At 58.7% G+C, this 18,166-nt stretch carries 16 protein-coding genes; 9 read left to right on the top strand and 7 right to left on the bottom strand.

All coding sequences use genetic code 11. The features are described from left to right. Window positions 1-100 precede the first annotated feature (100 nt). The 6 genes from lptF to rsmA all read left to right on the top strand — a co-directional run bounded on the left by lptF (window position 101) and on the right by rsmA (window position 7,723). Window positions 101-1,279: an LPS export ABC transporter permease LptF gene (gene lptF / locus ASC90_RS27420; protein ID WP_056547894.1), complete on the top strand. Its 1,179-nt coding sequence runs from the start codon at window positions 101-103 to the stop codon at window positions 1,277-1,279. Continuing rightward, window positions 1,276-2,364 (top strand): LPS export ABC transporter permease LptG, encoded by a 1,089-nt coding sequence (lptG, locus tag ASC90_RS27415; RefSeq protein ID WP_056547891.1) that lies wholly within the window; start codon window positions 1,276-1,278, stop codon window positions 2,362-2,364. Before lptF ends, lptG begins: the two co-directional genes overlap by 4 nt. Then, complete coding sequence (locus ASC90_RS27410; RefSeq protein WP_056547887.1) at window positions 2,364-4,727, top strand: LPS-assembly protein LptD; 2,364 nt, start codon at window positions 2,364-2,366, stop codon at window positions 4,725-4,727. The genes lptG and ASC90_RS27410 overlap by 1 nt, the downstream gene beginning before the upstream one ends. 184 nt (window positions 4,728-4,911) lie before the next feature. After that, window positions 4,912-5,865: a peptidylprolyl isomerase gene (locus ASC90_RS27405; protein WP_056547884.1), complete on the top strand. Its 954-nt coding sequence runs from the start codon at window positions 4,912-4,914 to the stop codon at window positions 5,863-5,865. Window positions 5,866-5,870: 5 nt separating this feature from the next. Continuing rightward, a complete protein-coding gene (gene pdxA, locus ASC90_RS27400) occupies window positions 5,871-6,896 on the top strand; it encodes a 4-hydroxythreonine-4-phosphate dehydrogenase PdxA (RefSeq protein ID WP_056547881.1) in 1,026 nt (341 codons plus the stop codon). Next, window positions 6,896-7,723 carry a 16S rRNA (adenine(1518)-N(6)/adenine(1519)-N(6))-dimethyltransferase RsmA gene (rsmA, locus tag ASC90_RS27395; RefSeq protein WP_056547879.1) on the top strand — a complete coding sequence of 276 codons (828 nt, stop codon included), beginning with the start codon at window positions 6,896-6,898 and terminating at the stop codon, window positions 7,721-7,723. Before pdxA ends, rsmA begins: the two co-directional genes overlap by 1 nt. Here rsmA and gmk read toward each other — a convergent pair. From gmk to fabD, 7 genes are all read right to left on the bottom strand, one after another. Continuing rightward, complete coding sequence (gene gmk / locus ASC90_RS27390; protein WP_056547876.1) at window positions 7,720-8,382, bottom strand: guanylate kinase; 663 nt, start codon at window positions 8,380-8,382, stop codon at window positions 7,720-7,722. The genes rsmA and gmk overlap by 4 nt on opposite strands. A gap of 4 nt (window positions 8,383-8,386) precedes the next feature. Next, complete coding sequence (locus ASC90_RS27385) at window positions 8,387-9,274, bottom strand: YicC/YloC family endoribonuclease (protein ID WP_056547872.1); 888 nt, start codon at window positions 9,272-9,274, stop codon at window positions 8,387-8,389. Between the two features lie 14 nt (window positions 9,275-9,288). Further along, a complete protein-coding gene (gene mltG, locus ASC90_RS27380) occupies window positions 9,289-10,524 on the bottom strand; it encodes an endolytic transglycosylase MltG (protein ID WP_056548031.1) in 1,236 nt (411 codons plus the stop codon). Between the two features lie 115 nt (window positions 10,525-10,639). Beyond that, window positions 10,640-11,902: a beta-ketoacyl-ACP synthase II gene (fabF, locus tag ASC90_RS27375; RefSeq protein WP_056547869.1), complete on the bottom strand. Its 1,263-nt coding sequence runs from the start codon at window positions 11,900-11,902 to the stop codon at window positions 10,640-10,642. A 95-nt stretch (window positions 11,903-11,997) separates the two neighbouring features. Beyond that, window positions 11,998-12,234: an acyl carrier protein gene (locus ASC90_RS27370; protein ID WP_047464729.1), complete on the bottom strand. Its 237-nt coding sequence runs from the start codon at window positions 12,232-12,234 to the stop codon at window positions 11,998-12,000. 286 nt (window positions 12,235-12,520) lie between these two features. Continuing rightward, window positions 12,521-13,258, bottom strand: coding sequence for a 3-oxoacyl-[acyl-carrier-protein] reductase (gene fabG / locus ASC90_RS27365; protein WP_056547867.1), 738 nt, complete (start codon window positions 13,256-13,258; stop codon window positions 12,521-12,523). Window positions 13,259-13,286: 28 nt separating this feature from the next. Further along, window positions 13,287-14,231: an ACP S-malonyltransferase gene (gene fabD, locus ASC90_RS27360; protein WP_056547864.1), complete on the bottom strand. Its 945-nt coding sequence runs from the start codon at window positions 14,229-14,231 to the stop codon at window positions 13,287-13,289. A 205-nt stretch (window positions 14,232-14,436) separates the two neighbouring features. On the opposite strand from fabD, the gene ASC90_RS27355 reads away from it, so the two are divergent. The 3 genes from ASC90_RS27355 (at window position 14,437) to rpsF (ending at window position 18,156) form a co-directional block, all read left to right on the top strand. Then, window positions 14,437-15,480, top strand: coding sequence for an aldo/keto reductase (locus tag ASC90_RS27355; RefSeq protein WP_056547861.1), 1,044 nt, complete (start codon window positions 14,437-14,439; stop codon window positions 15,478-15,480). A 179-nt stretch (window positions 15,481-15,659) separates the two neighbouring features. Further along, window positions 15,660-17,417 (top strand): adenylate/guanylate cyclase domain-containing protein, encoded by a 1,758-nt coding sequence (locus ASC90_RS27350; RefSeq protein WP_056547859.1) that lies wholly within the window; start codon window positions 15,660-15,662, stop codon window positions 17,415-17,417. A gap of 268 nt (window positions 17,418-17,685) precedes the next feature. Continuing rightward, entirely contained in the window at window positions 17,686-18,156 is a 471-nt protein-coding gene (rpsF, locus tag ASC90_RS27345; protein WP_056547856.1) for a 30S ribosomal protein S6, read from the top strand. Window positions 18,157-18,166: the final 10 nt, after the last annotated feature.

The following is an 18,166-nucleotide window of genomic DNA, read 5'->3' as shown; positions in this document are numbered from 1 at the left end:
ATGAGATTTCGACAGTGCCTTGTCGCTAAAGCGAACCAAAGAGCGTAGATGAATTTCGCTGCGAAGCGGCATGAGTTCGCAATAGCGTTCAAGGGCGTGAATGAAACTGCTTGAAACATACATAATGCGGCGCGTTGGCCAGATGTTTCTCGTCGCCCTTTTGCCGGTGCTCGCGATCATCTGGACGACCCAAGTTCTGCAGCGCATCAACCTGGTTACCGACAGCGGTCAATCGATCGGTTCGTTTGCCAAGCTCGCGACGCTGATCCTGCCGTCCATCATTCCAGTGGTGCTGCCGTTCGCGATTGTTATCGGCGTGACGCAGACGCTCACGACGATGAACAACGATTCGGAACTGACGGTCATCGATGCCGCCGGAGCCAAGCGTGGGGTTATCCTTCGGCCCATCCTCATTCTCGCCGCCGTCATCAGCGCTTTCTCCTTCTTCGTCGACAACGTGGTGGAACCGAAAGCGAAGTCCGCCGTGCGTCAAATGGTGGCCGCTGCCTATGCGGACCTGCTATCGACCGTCATTGAAGAGAAGAACTTCCGCCGCATCGATACCGGTCTCTATGTGCAGATATCCGAGAGGCTCGCCGGGCGTGTGTTGAAGGGCTTGTTCGTCGTCGACGAACGTGACCCGGCTTTTCAGCTCATCTATTATGCGCGCGAGGGCGCCGTGGACGAAAAAGGCACCTCGCTCATTATGCATGATGGCGAGGTTCATCGAAAAACGCCAAACGGCGACGTTTCCGTTATCAGGTTCGATTCCTATGCCTTCGACCTTTCCGACCTGACGCAGAACCGCGGCCAGGCGACACTTCGCGCCGCCGACCGTGAGCTTCCGTTCCTGTTCAATCCAGACACGACCGACAAGGATTATATAGCCAAGCCAGGCAGTTACCGCGCGGAATTGCATCGCCGGCTGACCGATTGGGTCCTGCCGATGGTGTTCGCACTGATCTCGCTTGCGATTGCAGGCGATGCGCGCTCTCACCGAGAGTCCCGACTGCACCCTATGGTCGCGGCGCTGGTCTTCGCTTTCGCTATTCGCTGGGGCGCGTTTTATGCAGCCAACCAGATCGATACCAATCCGATCTTCATCAGCATTCTCTACGCGATACCCATCATCGCGAGCCTGCTGGCTATCGTGTCGCTCGCCTCCCACAAGCGGCTGTCGCTGTTGGCTGCAGGGAGCGACCAATTCGCTGCGGTTTGGCGGCGTTTGCAACGGCGATTTAGTCGCTCCGCCGGTCCGTCTCCTGGGGGCGGAGCATGATTTTCGGAACGCTCGGCCGCTACTTTTTCCGCCGTTACGCGCTAACCACGATGTGGTTTTTTCTCGGCGTGATCGCCATTGTCTTCCTGGTGGATTTCAGCGAGACCGCGGGTCGCATGTCCGGCCTGCCGGGTTATACCGTCGCGGGCGGTCTGCTCATGACCGCCGTACGCCTGCCGTTGATTCTGCAGCAGACGGTGCCATTCATCGCGCTCTTCGTCGGCATGACCGTGCTGATCGGTCTCAACAGAAAGTACGAACTCGTCGTCACTCGTGCTGCCGGCATTTCGGTGTGGCAGTTCATGGCACCTTTCACTGCCGGCGCCTTCTTGCTCGGCATTCTGGTCATGACGGTTCTGAACCCTCTGGCAGCTTGGGGCCAACGACAGGCGGCGCAAGTGGAGAGCAACTGGCGCGGCGAGAGCAGCTCCTCGCAAAGCGTTCCACAGGCACCATGGATCCGCCAGATCAGCGGACAGGATGATGTCATCATCGGCGCGCAGACGATTCTCGAGAACGGCACCTTGCTGGTAAACGCCGTGCTTGTTCATTTTGATTCGACGGGCCACATCATCCTGAGGCAGGACGCCGACTCGGCAAAATTGGAAGATGGTTACTGGCTTCTTAAGAACGTCGTCGAGCGTCGCCCCGGAGAGGTCGCAAGCCGACAGAGCGAGGTCCGCGTTCGCACCAATTTGAAACAGGATTTCGTCCAGCAGCGGCTTACAGCCCCTGAAACCATTGCATTTTTTGATCTTCCGAGCCGAATCGAAGCGGCCAGATCTTTCGGAATCCCGACGAAGGCCCTGGAGACCCAGTTTCACTCTTTGTTGGCTCAACCACTATTGCTCATCGCGATGACTCTCATTGCTGCAACAGTGTCCCTAAAATTTAGCCGGTTCAACCAATCGAGGTCGGTGATTCTGGGTGGAATCCTTTCGGGCTTCGTGCTTTATGTGGTCACCGTGCTTGTAAAAGCATTCGGAAGCAGTGGGGTTCTCCCGCCTTTCGCGGCGACGTGGATTCCGGTCATCGTCGCCCTGGCTTTGGGTGCGACAATTCTGCTTCATCAGGAGGACGGCTAGTGGCGGCAGGCAACCGCAAGACATTTGGTAAGCAGTTGGTTGCCCTGGCTCTAGGCGCGGCTCTGTGCGGCTATTCCACCGGCACGCCCGCTGCTTTTGCACAAGATGCTCTGCAAAATTTCAAACCCAACATAGCGGAAGAAGCAAAGCTGATTCTTTCCGCCAACGAGCTCGTCTACAACAAGGACGCTGAAGTCGTTTCAGCCGTCGGCGGCGTGCAGATCAACTACGCCGGCTACAAGATGGTGTCGCAGCGGGTTGAGTATAACCAGAAGACCGGCAGGCTGATGGCCCTCGGCAACGTCGAACTGGTGAGCCCTGACGGCAGCCGGATGTATGCCGACAAGCTGGATGTTACCGACGACTTCGCAAATGGCTTCATAAACGCGCTCCGGATCGAGACGACCGACAATACGCGCCTCGTCGCCGAAAGCGGCGAGCGCGTCGATGGCACCCAGATGATCCTGAACAAGGGCGTATACACGGCTTGCCTGCCTTGCGCCGAAAATCCGAAGAAGCCGCCGTTCTGGCAGGTGAAGGCGGAGCGCGTCATTCAAAACGGCGAAAAACATACGATTCGCCTCGAGAAAGCACGCTTTGAGCTGCTGGGGCATCCGCTCGCCTATGTGCCGTGGATTGAAGTGCCCGATAATACCGTCAAACGGAAATCAGGCTTCCTCTTTCCAAGTTTTGTCACAGCCCAGAATCTCGGCTTTGGCCTTTCGGTGCCTTATTACTACGTCATTTCGCCAAGCAGCGATTTGACGGTCACAGGTACTGGCTATACGACGCAGGGCTTTCTTGCGGATGCCGAATACAGGCAGCGTTTTGAAAACGGCACGCATACACTGCGCGTTGCCGGTATCGACCAGCTTAGTCCCGATACGTTCACGCCCGGCACGACCGATGCCGAAGAGGATGCTCGCGGTGTCATCGCATCCAAGGGGGATTTCAGGATCAACCCCCGCTGGACCTTTGGCTGGGACGTCATGGTGCAGAGCGACAACAACTTCGCTCGTACCTATGAACTGGATGGCCTGAACCAGACGACCCATAGCAACCAAGTTTATCTGACCGGACTCGGCAAGCGGAATTATTTCGATCTGCGCTCGTTCTACTTTGACGTTCAGAACGGCGATCCGACCAATCTGGCGGAGAAGCAGCAGGCGATCGTCTACCCGGTGATGGACTATCATTTCGTCGCGCCGCAGCCCCTGGCGGGCGGAGAGTTCTCCGCGGACGTGAACCTCACGAACCTGTCGCGGTCACATGACGATATATACAGTTCCTCAGGCTTTGATCGCTTCCGCGGTCTTCCCGGTGAAACGGCCCGTCTCACCGGCGAACTTGAGTGGAAACGGACCTACGTGATGCCTAGCGGCGTTCTGTTAACGCCGTTGCTTGCGGCGCGTGGCGATGCTCTCGCGCTGAATATGGACAGCCCCAATTCGCTCGACTACCCGGCGTTCGTCTACGATGGCAACTACGAAGACGGGAACTCCGCAACTCGTGCGATGCTGACGGCGGGTATCGAAATGCGTTACCCGATCCTTGGAACGACAGCGAACAGCACGCATCTGTTCGAACCAATCATGCAGATCTACGCAAGACCAAACGAACCGCTTGCGGGCGCTCTTCCAAACGAAGATGCACAGAGCTTCGTTTTCGATGCAACCAATCTGTTCGACCGCGACAAATTCTCCGGGTACGACCGTATCGAAGGCGGTACACGCGCCAATATCGGCTTCCAGTACACCGGTACGTTTGACAACGGCTACAAGCTGCACGGTATTTTCGGCCAATCCTTCCAGCTTGCTGGAAAGAACTCCTTCGACTCTCCCGACCTCGTTAATGTCGGTGCGGACTCCGGCCTTGAACACACCCGCTCCGACTACGTCGGCCTCGGTGGCATCGAAACGCCTCAGGGCTTTGCCTTCGCGGCGTCGTACAGGCTCGATGAAAAGGACCTGGACTTCCGCCGTGGCGACCTGACGGCTGGCTTCCAGACCGACAAGTTCCAGAGCCAGCTTCTCTATACGCACATCGCAGCACAACCGGCGTATGGTTTTGCTGACGACAACGACGAAATTCAAAGCAAGGCGACGGTAAAGTTCAAGGAATACTGGTCCGTTTTCGGCGGAATCGCCTGGGACCTGAACAACAATGTCGTCAGCAGAAGAAGCGTTGGATTGTCGTATGAGGACGAATGCACGATCTTCACCATTGCCTATGTTGACAAGCGCGACATCAGCGGTGAATCGGCAAGCGACTGGACGATCGGCGCCAAGTTAACCTTCCGTACCCTTGGCGACATCAATGTCGGCACGTATACCGATCCCAACACCACCATCTACAACAACTGATCGGATACGGGTTACGGCGGGAGAAAGAGCCTTTCTTTCGCCGTATGACTGTGCAGGACATTGTCGCCAGCTGATAGGTAGGGCATATGCTGGATTTTCATTTCAGAGCGGCAATGCCCGTTTGTCTCGATAAGGTATGCACGCCGCGACAGGAATGCGCGGCGTCAATGGGAAGGGTCGATAGATGATTGGCGCCAGGAAAACCACAGCAACGATGATTGCCGCCATGGCCTTCGCGATGTTCGCCGCGGTGGTCGCCCCGCGGACCGGAGCGGCAGTTGCTGCAAGCGAAGTCAGGGTGGTCGTCAACGGTACGGCAATTACCAGCGGAGATGTTGCCAAGCGTCAGGCATTCCTGGGACTGCAGCATCAGAAAGCAGACGCCGCGACCGCGGAAGAGCAACTGGTTGAGCAGGCTCTGAAGCAGCAGGAAATATCCCGCGTGCGTATGTCGGTTTCAAAGGACGACGTCGAAGCCTCGTTCGCGCGGTTTGCAAGCGGAAACAAGATGACCACCGCACAGATGGGTCAAATTCTTGATCGCGCTGGCGTTGGCGTCGATCATTTCAAGGCGTTCATTGCTGTGCAGATGAGCTGGCCGCGATTGGTAAACGCTCGCTATGGCGCGAGCGGCCGCATGTCGAACGCGGATCTTGTTTCGCGTATGATGCAGAACAACAAGCAGAAGCCGGAGACCACCGAGTATATCCTTCAGCAGATGATCTTTGTCGTCCCCGCCAACAAGAAGGGGATCGTCGGAAAACGGAAGAGCGAAGCCGAAGCCTCCCGTTCTAAATATCCCGGTTGCGAGCAATCAAAAGTGTTTGCCGCGACAATGCGCGACGTATCTGTCCGCGACCTCGGCCGGATGCTTGCCCCCGAGCTACCAGCTGACTGGAAGCCTCTGATCGAACAGGCAAAGGGCAACACGACCGCAACGCGCGTGACCGAACGAGGCGTCGAATATATCGGCATCTGCAGCCAGCGTAAGGTATCCGATGACCAGGCCGCCGAGATGGTCTTCCGTCAGGAGGACCTGGACAAGGCAAAGGCGGGCAAGAACGCGCCTCCGGAAAACGAGAACGCCAAGAAATACCTCGAAGAACTGCGCAAGAAGGCGCAGATCATGCGCCCCTGAGTATCATGGCAATCCCTTTCTCTCGCCCGCTTGCACTCAGCCAGGGCGACCCCGCCGGCGTCGGTCCCGACATTACTCTGCTGGCCTGGCTGCGGCGCAAAGAGCTTGGCCTGCCACCGTTTGTGTTCGTCGGGGACCCGGACGTTTTGGCAATACGGGCGCGGTTGCTCGGCTTGACTGTTCCCATTCGCGGGACGGACTGCGCCAATGCCTGTGACATCTTCGCCGACGCGCTTCCGGTTATCAGCGTACCTGCTGGAATTGAGGTCGTCGCCGGCGAAGCCCATATCGCCACCGCTAGAGGAACCATCGCCGCAATTGAGCGGTCGGTCTCACTGACGATGAGCGGCGAAGCGCTTGGCGTTGTCACCAACCCGATCGCCAAATCGGTACTCTACGAGGCGGGGTTCCCCTTCCCCGGCCATACCGAGTTTCTGGCCGATCTCGCGGCGCGGTCGACGGGAAAGCCGGTCATGCCGGTGATGATGCTTGCGGGGCCGAAGCTTCGCACAATCCCGGTAACCATCCATATTCCCATCAAGGACGTGCCGCAGGCGCTGACAGCCGAGCTCATTATCGAGACTTGTCGGATTGCCGACGCCGATCTCAGACGGCGTTTCGGAATCGGGCAGCCGCGGCTTGCCGTTGCCGGGCTCAACCCGCATGCGGGAGAAAGCGGCACAATCGGTGACGAGGATGAGACGATCATTCATCCGGCCATTCAGGCCCTACGGGCGGAGGGCATCGACGCGATCGGGCCGTTGCCGGCCGATACCATGTTTCATGATGAGGCCCGTGCGCGTTATGACGTTGCTATATGCATGTATCACGACCAGGCACTGATACCGGCCAAGGCACTTGGATTCGACGATTCAGTCAACGTCACGCTCGGGCTGCCGTTCGTACGCACGTCGCCCGATCATGGTACTGCCTTCGGCATCGCCGGCAAGGGGCTTGCAAGGGAGAGCAGCCTCGTTGCAGCGCTGAAGCTCGCCGGCCATCTCGGACGTGCCGCGGAAGGCCGCCGTTGATGGCTGCATTGGATGGGTTGCCGCCTCTGCGCGATGTCATTCAGCGTCACGGCCTCGATGCCCGCAAGGCGCTGGGGCAAAACTTTCTGCTTGACCTCAATCTCACGCAAAAGGTCGCAAGGACCGCCGGTTCCCTGGAGGACATCACCGTATTCGAAGTCGGACCGGGTCCGGGTGGCCTGACGCGCGCCATCCTGGCGCTTGGTGCCAAGAAGGTCATTGCCGTCGAGCGCGATCCGCGTTGCCTGCCGGCGCTGGCCGAGGTAGCGGCGCATTACCCTGGCCGGCTTGATGTCATCGAAGGTGATGCGCTGAAAACGGACTTCGAGGCAATGGCGCTCGGCGGACCGGTCAAGATCATTGCCAATTTGCCCTATAACGTCGGAACACAATTGCTGGTCAACTGGATTTTGCCGAAGCAGTGGCCGCCGTTCTGGGAGTCGCTTACGCTGATGTTCCAGAAGGAAGTGGGGCAGCGCATCGTCGCGACCGAGGACGACGATCACTACGGACGGCTTGGCGTGCTCTGCGGATGGCGAACGAATGCGCACATGGCGTTCGACGTATCGCCGCAGGCGTTTACCCCTCCGCCGAAAGTTACGTCGACGGTCGTGCACCTGATCCCAAACGAAACACCTATCCCTTGCTCGGTTGCCAATCTGGAAAAGGTCACGCATGCAGCTTTCGGCCAGCGCCGCAAGATGCTTCGGCAGAGCCTGAAGCCTGTCGGGGGCGAGACGCTGCTGAACAAGGCCGGGATTGACCCTCAGCGGCGTGCTGAAACGCTCTCGGTCGCCGAGTTCTGCCTGCTGGCCAACAACCTCTAGAGTACTGGCTTTTCTTCGAGCAGTTTGCTGACGAAATCGAACATGCCGTGGCGGCGATCGCGGCGAAGCCGCTCGGCCCGGACGATCGACTGAACCGCTTCAAAGGCAGTATTGAGGTCATCATTGACGATCACGTAGTCGTACTCACGCCAATGGCCGATCTCCGAGCGCGAGTTCGCCAGTCGCGTCGCGATGACCTCTTCGGAATCTTCCGCCCGGCGATGCAGGCGGGATTGAAGCTCCGTCATCGTCGGTGGCAGAACGAAAATGGAAACGACATCCGCCGACATCTTCTCCTGGAGTTGCTGCGCGCCCTGCCAATCAATATCGAAAAGCATGTCCCGACCCTCGGACATGGCCTGCTCGACGGGTTCGCGCGGCGTGCCGTAGAAATTGCCATGAACCTCCGCCCACTCCAGCAAAGCGTCGGAATCGCGAAGCCGCTCGAACTCGCGCACCGAGTTGAAATGATAGTGCACCCCGTCGATCTCGCTCGGTCGGCGTGTTCGAGTCGTTACGCTGACGGACAGACCAATCTGCTTGTCCGTCTCAAGCAATGTACGGGCGATCGTCGATTTTCCAGCGCCCGATGGCGACGAGATGACAAGCATCAGGCCGCGGCGGGAAATCGGAACGGGCGCGGTTTTCGCCGGTTTCATGTGTCTACTCCAGATTCTGGACCTGCTCGCGGAACTGGTCGATAACGACTTTCAGCTCGATGCCGGCGGTAGTGACCGCCGAGGCATTCGACTTCGCGCAGATGGTATTCGATTCCCGGTTAAATTCCTGTGCAAGGAAATCGAGTTTCCTTCCGACCGGACCACCCTTGGCAAGCAGTTCACGAGCCGCGGTCACATGGGTCTTCAGGCGATCGACCTCCTCGCGCAGATCCGCCCTTGTCGCCAGCAGCGCGGCCTCGGCGTGCAGCCGTTCACGGTCCAGTCTTCCCGAACCATCCATCAGCATGTCAACCTGGGCCGACAGTCTCGCGGCGATTTCCTGCGGTGACCGCGAGGGATCGCGTTCGATCACCTGCGTCAACCCCTCGATCGTCGCAACGTGATCAAGAAGCACGCTCGACAGGGCAGCGCCTTCATGCTCGCGCATCTGCCGCAGATCGGAAAGCGCGACCAGCAAGCCAGCGGTAATGTCGGTGTCCCGCGAGGCGATCACCTCCTCGCTGTCTTCAGTCTCGCGAAACTCAATGATCCCCCGGATCGAAAGCAGAGTATCAAGCTGCAACGGCGTCGGATCGATAATGCCACCGAGTTGATCGCGCAGAGCAAGAACAGCAGCGAGTGCTTCTTGGTTCAGCACGGTTTCAAACCGGTTTTCACCAGCGGAAACGGAAAGCGATACCTGCATGTTGCCGCGGCTGAACTGCTCTGCGGCGAGGCGGCGAGTTTCGTTTTCCATGCGCTCCAGGCCTGGCGGCAGGCGGAGACGCAAATCCAACCCCTTGCCATTCACCGAACGCAGTTCCCACGCCCAACGCCAGCGGCCGCTCGTACCCTCACGCCGCGCAAAACCGGTCATGGACTGCAAAGCCATGCGTGCCTCCGAAATCAGTTCGTCTTCTTTTTCTTCTGCGTGGCCGGCGCGGCGGATGGATCCGGCTGCGCCTGGCTCTCTGGCTGCCCGTCCACCGCGATATTCGGGTCGGCGCCCTTGTCTGCCTCGAGTTTGCGCCAACGCTTGACATTGGCGTTGTGTTCTTCGAGCGTTGCCGCGAAAACGTGCCCGCCAGACCCGTCGGCGACAAAATAGAGATCTTGCGTCTTCCAGGGATTGGCAACAGCTTCCAACGCATCCCTGCCGGGATTGGCGATCGGCGTTGGCGGCAACCCTCTGATTACGTAAGTGTTGAAGGGCGTTTCCTTCTTGAGGTCCGATTGGTAGATCGGTCGGTCGGACGGCTTTCCGTCCCCGCCGAAGATACCGTAAATGATCGTCGGATCGGACTGAAGACGCATGCCTTTGCCGAGCCTGTTCAGGAAGACGGAAGCCACGTGCGCCCGTTCGTCGGGGACGCCGGTTTCCTTCTCGACAATCGAGGCAAGCGTAACAAGCTCCTCCTTCGACTTAAGCGGCAGCGATGTATCACGCTTTTCCCATACCTGATCGACAAGTTTCTGCTGTGCCGCCGCCATCTGTTCGATGATCTCGGAGCGCTTCGTGCCACGTGAGAACTTGTAGGTATCCGGACGAAGACTGCCTTCGGCTGGAAGCGCGGCGGGCAGGTCGCCTTCCAGGACATCATCATCGTTCATGCGGTTGAACATCTGGCGGACAGTGAGCCCCTCAGGAAACGAGACCGAATAAAGGATCGATTTGCCGGATTTGAGGAGTTCCATGATGTCGTTCATGGAAGCGCGCGCCTTGATCTCGTATTCGCCGGCCTTGAGGCTGTCACCATCGCTCAGGTGCGTTGCCGTGAGATAGCGGAAGATTCGCCCGTCGGAGATGATGTTATTGCGCTCAAGGCTTGCGGCGATCTCAGCGATTCCCGCCCCGTTGCGGACAATGAAGTTCGTATTCGTTTCGAGGGGACCCGGATTACGGTAGCTCGAAATCGCATAATAGAAGAGCAGTACCGCGGCAGCACAGCCAAGCACGATCAGCGTCATCAGGAAATTCAGGAAGATGACGACCTGGCTTCGTGCCTTTTTCGAGCGCCTTGGCGGCTCTGGAACACGCTCCGGACGCAACGCCTCAGTGGGCGACTTGGGTAGAATCGGACCACCCTGCGACTGCTGGCATTGTCGGCCAGCGGTGTCGTTGCTCTGGTTCGTGTCGCTCACGGGCAATCCTCTAAACTTGGCCTCATGCCCCGCTTTCTTGCGGAGCAATACGGCGAAATGCGGGTAAGACCACTCGTAGGGTGCCGCCCTTCCCGCCAGTCCGTCAAAAGCCCGATCAAGCGGCGTAGCGGCGAAGCACCAGCGATGCATTGGTACCGCCGAATCCGAAGGAATTCGACAGGGCCACGTTAATTTCTCGCTCGCGTGCCTTATGCGGAACGAGGTCAATCGCCGTATCACGCTCGGGATTATCGAGATTGAGCGTGGGCGGCGCGACGTTATCACGGATAGCAAGGGTGGCGAAGATTGCTTCGATCGCACCTGCTGCGCCCAGGAGATGCCCGGTAGCAGACTTTGTCGACGACATCGAAATCTTCGATGCGGCATTGCCGACGAGACGTTCGACCGCGCCAAGCTCGATCGTATCCGCCATCGTCGATGTGCCATGCGCATTGATATAGTCGACGTCTGCCGGCGTAAGACCAGCGCGCTTCAGTGCAGCCGCCATGCAGCGGCCAGCACCTTCACCGTCCTCCGACGGGGCCGTGATGTGGTAGGCGTCGCCCGACAGCCCATAACCGACGACCTCGGCGTAGATCTTCGCGCCGCGTGCTATTGCGTGTTCCAGCTCTTCGAGAACGACAATGCCAGCACCCTCGCCCATGACGAAGCCGTCGCGATCGCGGTCATAAGGACGCGATGCCTTGGTCGGATCGTCGTTGTGCTGAGTGGAAAGCGCCTTGCAGGCAGCAAAGCCTGCCAAGGAGATGCGGCTGACGGGAGATTCGGCGCCGCCCGCGACCATCACATCCGCGTCGCCGAATGCAATCAGCCGTGCAGCATCGCCAATCGCGTGCGCACCCGTGGAGCAGGCAGTCACGACCGAATGGTTGGGGCCTCGCAGCTTGTGGCGGATCGAAACCTGGCCGGAAATGAGATTGATCAGACGTCCTGGAATGAAAAACGGAGAGATGCGGCGTGGGCCCTTGTCGCGCAGCGTATAGCCGGCTTCGACAATGCCTTCGATGCCGCCAATGCCTGAGCCGATCAGAACGCCCGTCGATATCTGCTCTTCATCCGTCACCGGATGCCAGTTGGCATCATCCAGCGCCATGTTGGCAGCGGCCATGCCGTAAATGATGAAAGGGTCAACCTTGCGCTGCTCCTTTGGCTCCATCCAGTCATCGGGGTTGAAGGTGCCGTCGGTGCCATCGCCGACGGGAATGCGGCAAGCGATCTTGGCGGCTAGGTCGTCGACTTCGAATTCAGTAACCAGTCGGGCGCCATTCTGGCCTGCAAGCAATCGGGACCACGTCACTTCCGTTCCGCATCCCAAGGGCGATACCATCCCGGTACCGGTAATAACGACCCGTCTCATCGACTGTATTCCCCCGCCTTTTATGTTCTTTGGAGAACCATGCCAGAAATAAAAAGGGCGGACTCCGGGTCCGCCCTTTTTTCAATTGCCCAGGATTAAGCCTGAGCCTTTTCGATGAACTTTACAGCGTCGCCGACCGTCAGGATCGAGTCTGCAGCGTCGTCCGGAATTTCCACGCCGAATTCTTCTTCGAAAGCCATGACAAGTTCGACGGTGTCGAGCGAGTCCGCGCCCAGATCGTCGATGAAGCTTGCGCCTTCGACAACCTTGTCGGCGTCGACGCCAAGATGATCAATAACAATTTTCTTTACGCGTTCTGCTGTATCGCTCATGTCGGTTTCCTCGACCTTATTTCCTGATCAGAATGCCTTGTGACATCCCTACCCTGTTTCAGCCTGCGGCGCCCCCAGGCGCTTCGGCAAACTCGTTGAACCCGGCTACCAGAGATGTCCCAGGCTTGCACGAAAGCCGCCGGTCCGTCTTCTTTCTCGGGAGACTGTTCACAGTCATGGCCCGCTTAACACGGTTTAAGTCTGCCGCAAAGCCAGAAAATCAACCCCGTCGGGTTGGTCAACACGCTATTGCGGGGAAAATCTGCCCGGCGGGCAGTTTCCCGTTTCAGATCATGGCCATGCCGCCATTTACGTGCAGAGTCTGGCCTGTCATGTAAGCAGCTTCCGACGATGCCAGATAAGCAACGGCCGATGCGACTTCGGCTCCGGTGCCCATGCGCTTCATCGGGATCGCTCCCATGATCGTTTCTTTCTGTTTGTCGTTGAGCTTGCCGGTCATGGCCGATTCGATGAAGCCGGGAGCGACACAGTTGACCGTCACGTTTCGGGTGGCGATCTCCTGGGCCAGCGACTTGGTGAACCCGATCATGCCCGCCTTGGAGGCGCAGTAGTTGGCCTGGCCGGGATTGCCGGTGACACCGACGATAGAGGTGATGTTGATTATGCGGCCATAACGACGACGCATCATCGGATGGGTCAGTTCGCGCGTCAGACGAAACGTCGACGTCAGATTGACCTCGATGACGCTGTCCCAGTCCTCGTCGCTCATCCGCACAAACAGACCATCCTTGGTGATGCCGGCGTTGTTGACGAGAATATCGACGCCTTCGAGTTCTGCTTCGGCCTTGACGCCCAGCGCCTTGACTTCATCCCGGTCAGCAAGGTTTGCCGGGAAGATCTTGACGCGGTCGCCCAGTTCGTTGGCCAGCGCCTCGAGCTTCTCGACGCGGGTGCCGTGAAGGCCGACGATGGCACCTTGCTTGTGAAGCAGGCGAGCGATTTCTTCGCCTATGCCGCCGGAGGCACCGGTAACAAGAGCCTTGCGGCCGGAAAGGTCAAGCATGGGAGCATTCCTTGTATTCGTTAATAAATCAGGCCAGGAGGGCGTCAACGGCCGTGTCGATATCGGCCGCCGAGTTGACCGAGATACCGTTGACGGTCTTGTCGATACGACGTGCCAGACCCGTCAAGACCTTGCCGGAGCCGAGTTCGTACAGCGTCGTGACGCCGTTGGCGGCAAACCACTCAACCGTTTCGCGCCAACGTACCTGACCGGTCACCTGCTCGACAAGGAGCTTGGCAATTTCGCCGGCGTCCGTGACCGGCGCTGCGCGGACGTTGGCGACCAACGGCACGATAGGGTCGGACTTTGCGACAGCAGCGAGCGCTTCGCGCATTGCGGCAGCAGCCGGGGCCATCAGCGTCGAATGGAACGGTGCAGAAACCGGCAGGAGGATGGCGCGCTTGGCACCCTTTTCCGTTGCGATTGCCGCGGCCCTCTCGACAGCCGCCTTTTCCCCGGAAATGACGATCTGGCCACCCCCATTGTCGTTTGCGATCTGGCACGAACCATGGGCCGCAGCCTCCTCGCAAACGGCAATCAAGTCGGCATGTTCGAGGCCGATGATCGCCGCCATGGCGCCGACGCCGACCGGAACGGCTGCCTGCATGGCATTGCCGCGGATACGCAAAAGCCGAGCGGTGTCGGCAAGCGAGAAGGTACCGGCGGCACAAAGCGCCGAATATTCGCCGAGCGAGTGGCCGGCGACATAGGAAACCTTTGCCTTGAGGTCGACGCCCCTGGCCTGCAGAACGCGAACAACGGCCATCGATACGGCCATCAGCGCCGGCTGCGCGTTGGCAGTCAGCGTCAGCGTTTCTTCCGGACCGTTGAACATTGTCTGGGAGAGACTTTCGCCCAGCGCTTCGTCAACTTCTTGGAAAACAGCACGGGCTTCGACGAAGTTATCGGCAAGATCCTTGCCCATGCCGATGGCCTGGCTACCTTGGCCGGGAAATGTGAAAGCGATGGTCATCCCTTGTCCTTTTTATACGGACCTCTGATATTTCGCCTCCAATTGACATTCTTTCCGGGAGAGTCAAGTGGCGGGTGCCTGCGTTCCAAGGCTTTTACAGCCAACGGCGGGCACGGTTTTTCCTCTTGCGCCCGCTCAATTCGAGACTAGATTTGCGCGTCCTTCCAGACCATTCGCTTTTTTCAATCACCGTCAAGGTTCATAGATGAGATACAAGACATTAGGCCGGACCGACATCTCCGTGTCCGAGATTTGCCTGGGCACGATGACATGGGGCACGCAGAACACGGAAGCAGACGCCCACGATCAGATGGATCGTTCATTCGAAAGGGGCGTGAATTTCATTGATACGGCTGAACTCTATCCAACCACCCCCGTCTCGCCGGAAACGCAGGGACTGACGGAAGAATATATCGGCAGCTGGCTGCAAAAGACACGCAGGCGCAAGGACATTGTGCTCGCCACGAAGGTTGCAGGGCCAGGCCGCTCTTACCTCCGGGACGGCGATGGTGCCGATGGCAAGAACATTCGTTTGGCAATCGACGCAAGCCTCAAGCGGTTGGGGACCGACTACGTCGACCTTTACCAGATTCATTGGCCGAGCCGCGGACACTTTCATTTCCGGCAGGCATGGCACTACGATCCCTTCAAGCAGGATCACGCCAAGGCCGTCGCCAACATCACCGAGATATTGGAAACGATGGGTGCACTGGTGAAGGAAGGAAAGGTCCGCGCGATCGGTCTTTCCAACGAGACGACATGGGGCACGCAGAAATACCTGACGCTCGCAGAACAGCTCGGCCTGCCGCGCGTTGCAAGTGTCCAGAACGAATACAACCTGCTCTATCGACACTACGATCTGGATATGGCCGAACTGTCCCACCACGAGGATGTCGGCCTGCTGGCCTACTCGCCGCTCGCCGGCGGCATCCTGAGCGGCAAATATCTGGACGGCGTCAGGCCCGCAGGATCGCGGGGTTCGATCAACAGCGACATCGGCGGCCGATTGCAACCCCTGCAAGAAGCGCCCACCAAGGCTTATCTCGCGATCGCCGCAAAGCATGGGCTTGACCCGTCGGCAATGGCGCTCGCCTACTGCCTCACACGCCGCTTCATGGCATCCGTGATCATCGGTGCCACAACCATGAAACAGCTTGAGACAGACATAGGCTCTGCGGATCTCAAGCTATCGCACGACGTCCTGACCGAAATCGAGACGGTGCATCGGAAGTATCCGATGCCGATCTAGCGGCACTGCCCTGCCCCCTTCCTGGGAGGCAGGGCAGCAACGGCATCTGCTGTGGGAAAGCGGATTTCACACAACGATAGGTTTTCAAGCCGAGCTGGCCATCGTAATTTGCCGCTTCTCCAACTTGCTGATTTGAGCTAGTTTTAGGGCACTCGCAAAACTGCAGGAGCGCCTACCCTGTGGAACGCAAGCTTGCAGTGATCCTAGCTGGCGATGTCGCCGGTTTCAGTCGCCTTGTTGCTTTCAACGAGGAAGACACGCTTGCGACTCTTGCCGTCTTTACTGCGACGATTGGCGATCTGGTCACGGAGCATGGCGGGCGTATTTTCGGCACCGCCGGCGACAGCATGGTGGCCGAATTCCAAAGCGCGGTACAAGGCGTGCGCGCCGCCGTCGCGATCCAGCGAGCCCTTCATCGCCGCAACGCCGACTTGCCTCCGGACAGAAGAATGGATTTTCGCCTGGGCATGAATCTCGGCGACGTTGTCGTGTCAGGAAGCGACCTTCTGGGTGACGGTGTAAATGTCGCAGCGCGCCTGCAAGAGGTCGCACTGCCCGCCGGAATATGCATTTCCGGAACGGTCAGGGACCAGATCGAAGGCAAGCTCGACTTCCCGATCGTCCGGTTGGGTGACCGGAAGCTCAAAAACATCCCCCGCCCCATACTCGTGCATCGGGTCGATTGGAGCCTTAAAGACCCAGTCGAAGCGGGCGCGCTCGGGGGGCCGTTGACGCTTCCCGACAAACCCTCGATCGCCGTTTTGCCTTTCGTCAACATGTCGGACGATCCGGAACAGGAGTTCTTTGCGGACGGCCTGACCGAGGACATCATCACCGCACTTTCGCTCTACCGCTGGTTCTTCGTCATCGCCAGGAATTCATCGTTCGCTTACAAGGGCAGAGCGGTTGACGCGAAGCAGATCGGCCGGGATCTTGGCGTGCGCTATATCGTTGAGGGAAGCGTGCGACGGTCCGGTACCCGGCTTCGCGTCACCGGTCAGTTGATTGAAGCGGAGACAGGTGTCCACCTCTGGGCACAGCGCTACGACCGTGAGATCGCCGACATCTTTGCGATCCAGGATGAACTTACTCAGCAGGTCGTCGGCGCGATCGAGCCCGAAATCATCATTGGCGAGAGCAGCCGCGCGCTGTTGCGGACGACGGACAATCTGGACGCCTACGAATGCCACATGCGCGGAATGTGGCTGCACAACGCGCAGGACACCGCCGAACACTTTTCGGAGGCGATTGCCTGGCATCGTCGGGCCATTGCGCTGGACCAGGATTTCGGCCGCGCCCACATGATGCTGGCCCGTTCACTTTATGCCCGATGCTTCCATGGTTTCAGCACCGATGTCGATAAGGACAGCACCGAACTGCGCTTGGCCGCCGAGCGCGCCGTGGCTCTCGACGGTCGCGATCCCTACGCACGCTATGCAATGTGCCTCGCCAATTTCGTTGCTCAAAAAGCATCCGACGCGGTGGCAGAAGCCCAGCAGGCGATTGACCTGACCCCGAATCTTGCCATAGCACATATGGCGCTCGGCTGGACGAGGATATTCACCGGCCATTTTGCCCAAGCCCTCGATCCGCTGCACATGGCACTTCGGCTCAGTCCACATGACCCTCTCACCTATCTCATTCTCGATCGGATTGCCCTGTCCCACTACCATCTCGGCAATTACGAAGAGGCCGCCCACTATTCGGAGCGCGGACTATCGCTGCGTCGAGCCTACTTCAATCGCGTTGTCTTTCTCGCGAGCCTAGGTCAGTTGAACCGCCAGGACGATGCTCGAAGGCTGATGCCGGAGATATTGGCCAATGTTCCCGCGGACATAGAGCACTACTGGAACATCCTGACGCCTTACGCGAATGACGGGCACTACGCTCATTTTCTTGACGGTCTGAGTAAAGCTGGCTTCCCCGTCGTGGCATGAACGAAGTCATTCCAGGGCCGCCCCTTGCGTTTCCGTCAGAAATCCGTATAAGCCGCCCTGTTCGCAAACCCGGTCTTCTGGCTGGTGGCTGAACGGAGGGCCGGTTTTCGCAAGAGAACCGTCGGAACCGAAGGGTTCCAGCCTCCCGTGTCTCCGCTCTCGACCGTCTCGGAAACGCTTTTCTTGCCTGGGTTCGCCCATCAGGAGCAGTCGTTGAGGCTTAGCCGCCGAATATCGGGTGAATAAACGCAAGAAAGGCAAAGCTGTCATGGCACTTTATGAACATGTATTCCTCGCCCGGCAGGATATTTCCGCTCAGCAGGTTGATGCCCTCGTAGAACAGTACAAGGGTGTTATCGAAGCTCACGGCGGTAAGGTCGGGCGCATTGAAAACTGGGGCCTCAAGTCCCTGACATACCGCGTCAAGAAGAACCGCAAGGCTCACTACGCCTTGATGGACATCGACGCACCGGCAGCTGCGATCCACGAAATGGAACGTCAGATGCGCATCAGCGAAGACGTCCTGCGTTACATGACGATCGCTGTTGAAGCACACGAAGAAGGTCCGTCTGCAATGATGCAGAAGCGCGACCGCGACGATCGCGGCCCGCGTGATGGCGCCCGTGGCCCGCGTGAAGGCGGTTTCGGCGATCGCGATCGTGGTCCTCGCCCTCCGCGTGAAGGTGGCTTCGGCGACCGTGAAGACCGTCCGCGCCGTCCGCGCGAAGACCGTGTATAAGGAGAACTGA

It is taken from the genome of Rhizobium sp. Root1220 (assembly GCF_001426265.1).
Taxonomy (GTDB): domain Bacteria; phylum Pseudomonadota; class Alphaproteobacteria; order Rhizobiales; family Rhizobiaceae; genus Rhizobium.
Note: the sequence above shows the minus strand (reverse complement) of the source record. Positions and strands in the feature narration are given on the sequence as shown.

What these genes read in the sequence shown, in the direction of transcription:
- rpsF (WP_056547856.1), top strand. Translation starts at nt 17,686, where the DNA reads ATGGCACTTTATGAACATGTATTCCTCGCCCGGCAGGATATTTCCGCT.
- lptF (WP_056547894.1), top strand. Translation starts at nt 101, where the DNA reads ATGAAACTGCTTGAAACATACATAATGCGGCGCGTTGGCCAGATGTTT.
- pdxA (WP_056547881.1), top strand. Translation starts at nt 5,871, where the DNA reads ATGGCAATCCCTTTCTCTCGCCCGCTTGCACTCAGCCAGGGCGACCCC.
- ASC90_RS27385 (WP_056547872.1), bottom strand. Translation starts at nt 9,274, where the DNA reads ATGGCTTTGCAGTCCATGACCGGTTTTGCGCGGCGTGAGGGTACGAGC.
- ASC90_RS27355 (WP_056547861.1), top strand. Translation starts at nt 14,437, where the DNA reads ATGAGATACAAGACATTAGGCCGGACCGACATCTCCGTGTCCGAGATT.
- rsmA (WP_056547879.1), top strand. Translation starts at nt 6,896, where the DNA reads ATGGCTGCATTGGATGGGTTGCCGCCTCTGCGCGATGTCATTCAGCGT.
- ASC90_RS27370 (WP_047464729.1), bottom strand. Translation starts at nt 12,234, where the DNA reads ATGAGCGATACAGCAGAACGCGTAAAGAAAATTGTTATTGATCATCTT.
- ASC90_RS27405 (WP_056547884.1), top strand. Translation starts at nt 4,912, where the DNA reads ATGATTGGCGCCAGGAAAACCACAGCAACGATGATTGCCGCCATGGCC.
- lptG (WP_056547891.1), top strand. Translation starts at nt 1,276, where the DNA reads ATGATTTTCGGAACGCTCGGCCGCTACTTTTTCCGCCGTTACGCGCTA.
- fabD (WP_056547864.1), bottom strand. Translation starts at nt 14,231, where the DNA reads ATGACCATCGCTTTCACATTTCCCGGCCAAGGTAGCCAGGCCATCGGC.
- gmk (WP_056547876.1), bottom strand. Translation starts at nt 8,382, where the DNA reads ATGAAACCGGCGAAAACCGCGCCCGTTCCGATTTCCCGCCGCGGCCTG.
- fabF (WP_056547869.1), bottom strand. Translation starts at nt 11,902, where the DNA reads ATGAGACGGGTCGTTATTACCGGTACCGGGATGGTATCGCCCTTGGGA.
- fabG (WP_056547867.1), bottom strand. Translation starts at nt 13,258, where the DNA reads ATGCTTGACCTTTCCGGCCGCAAGGCTCTTGTTACCGGTGCCTCCGGC.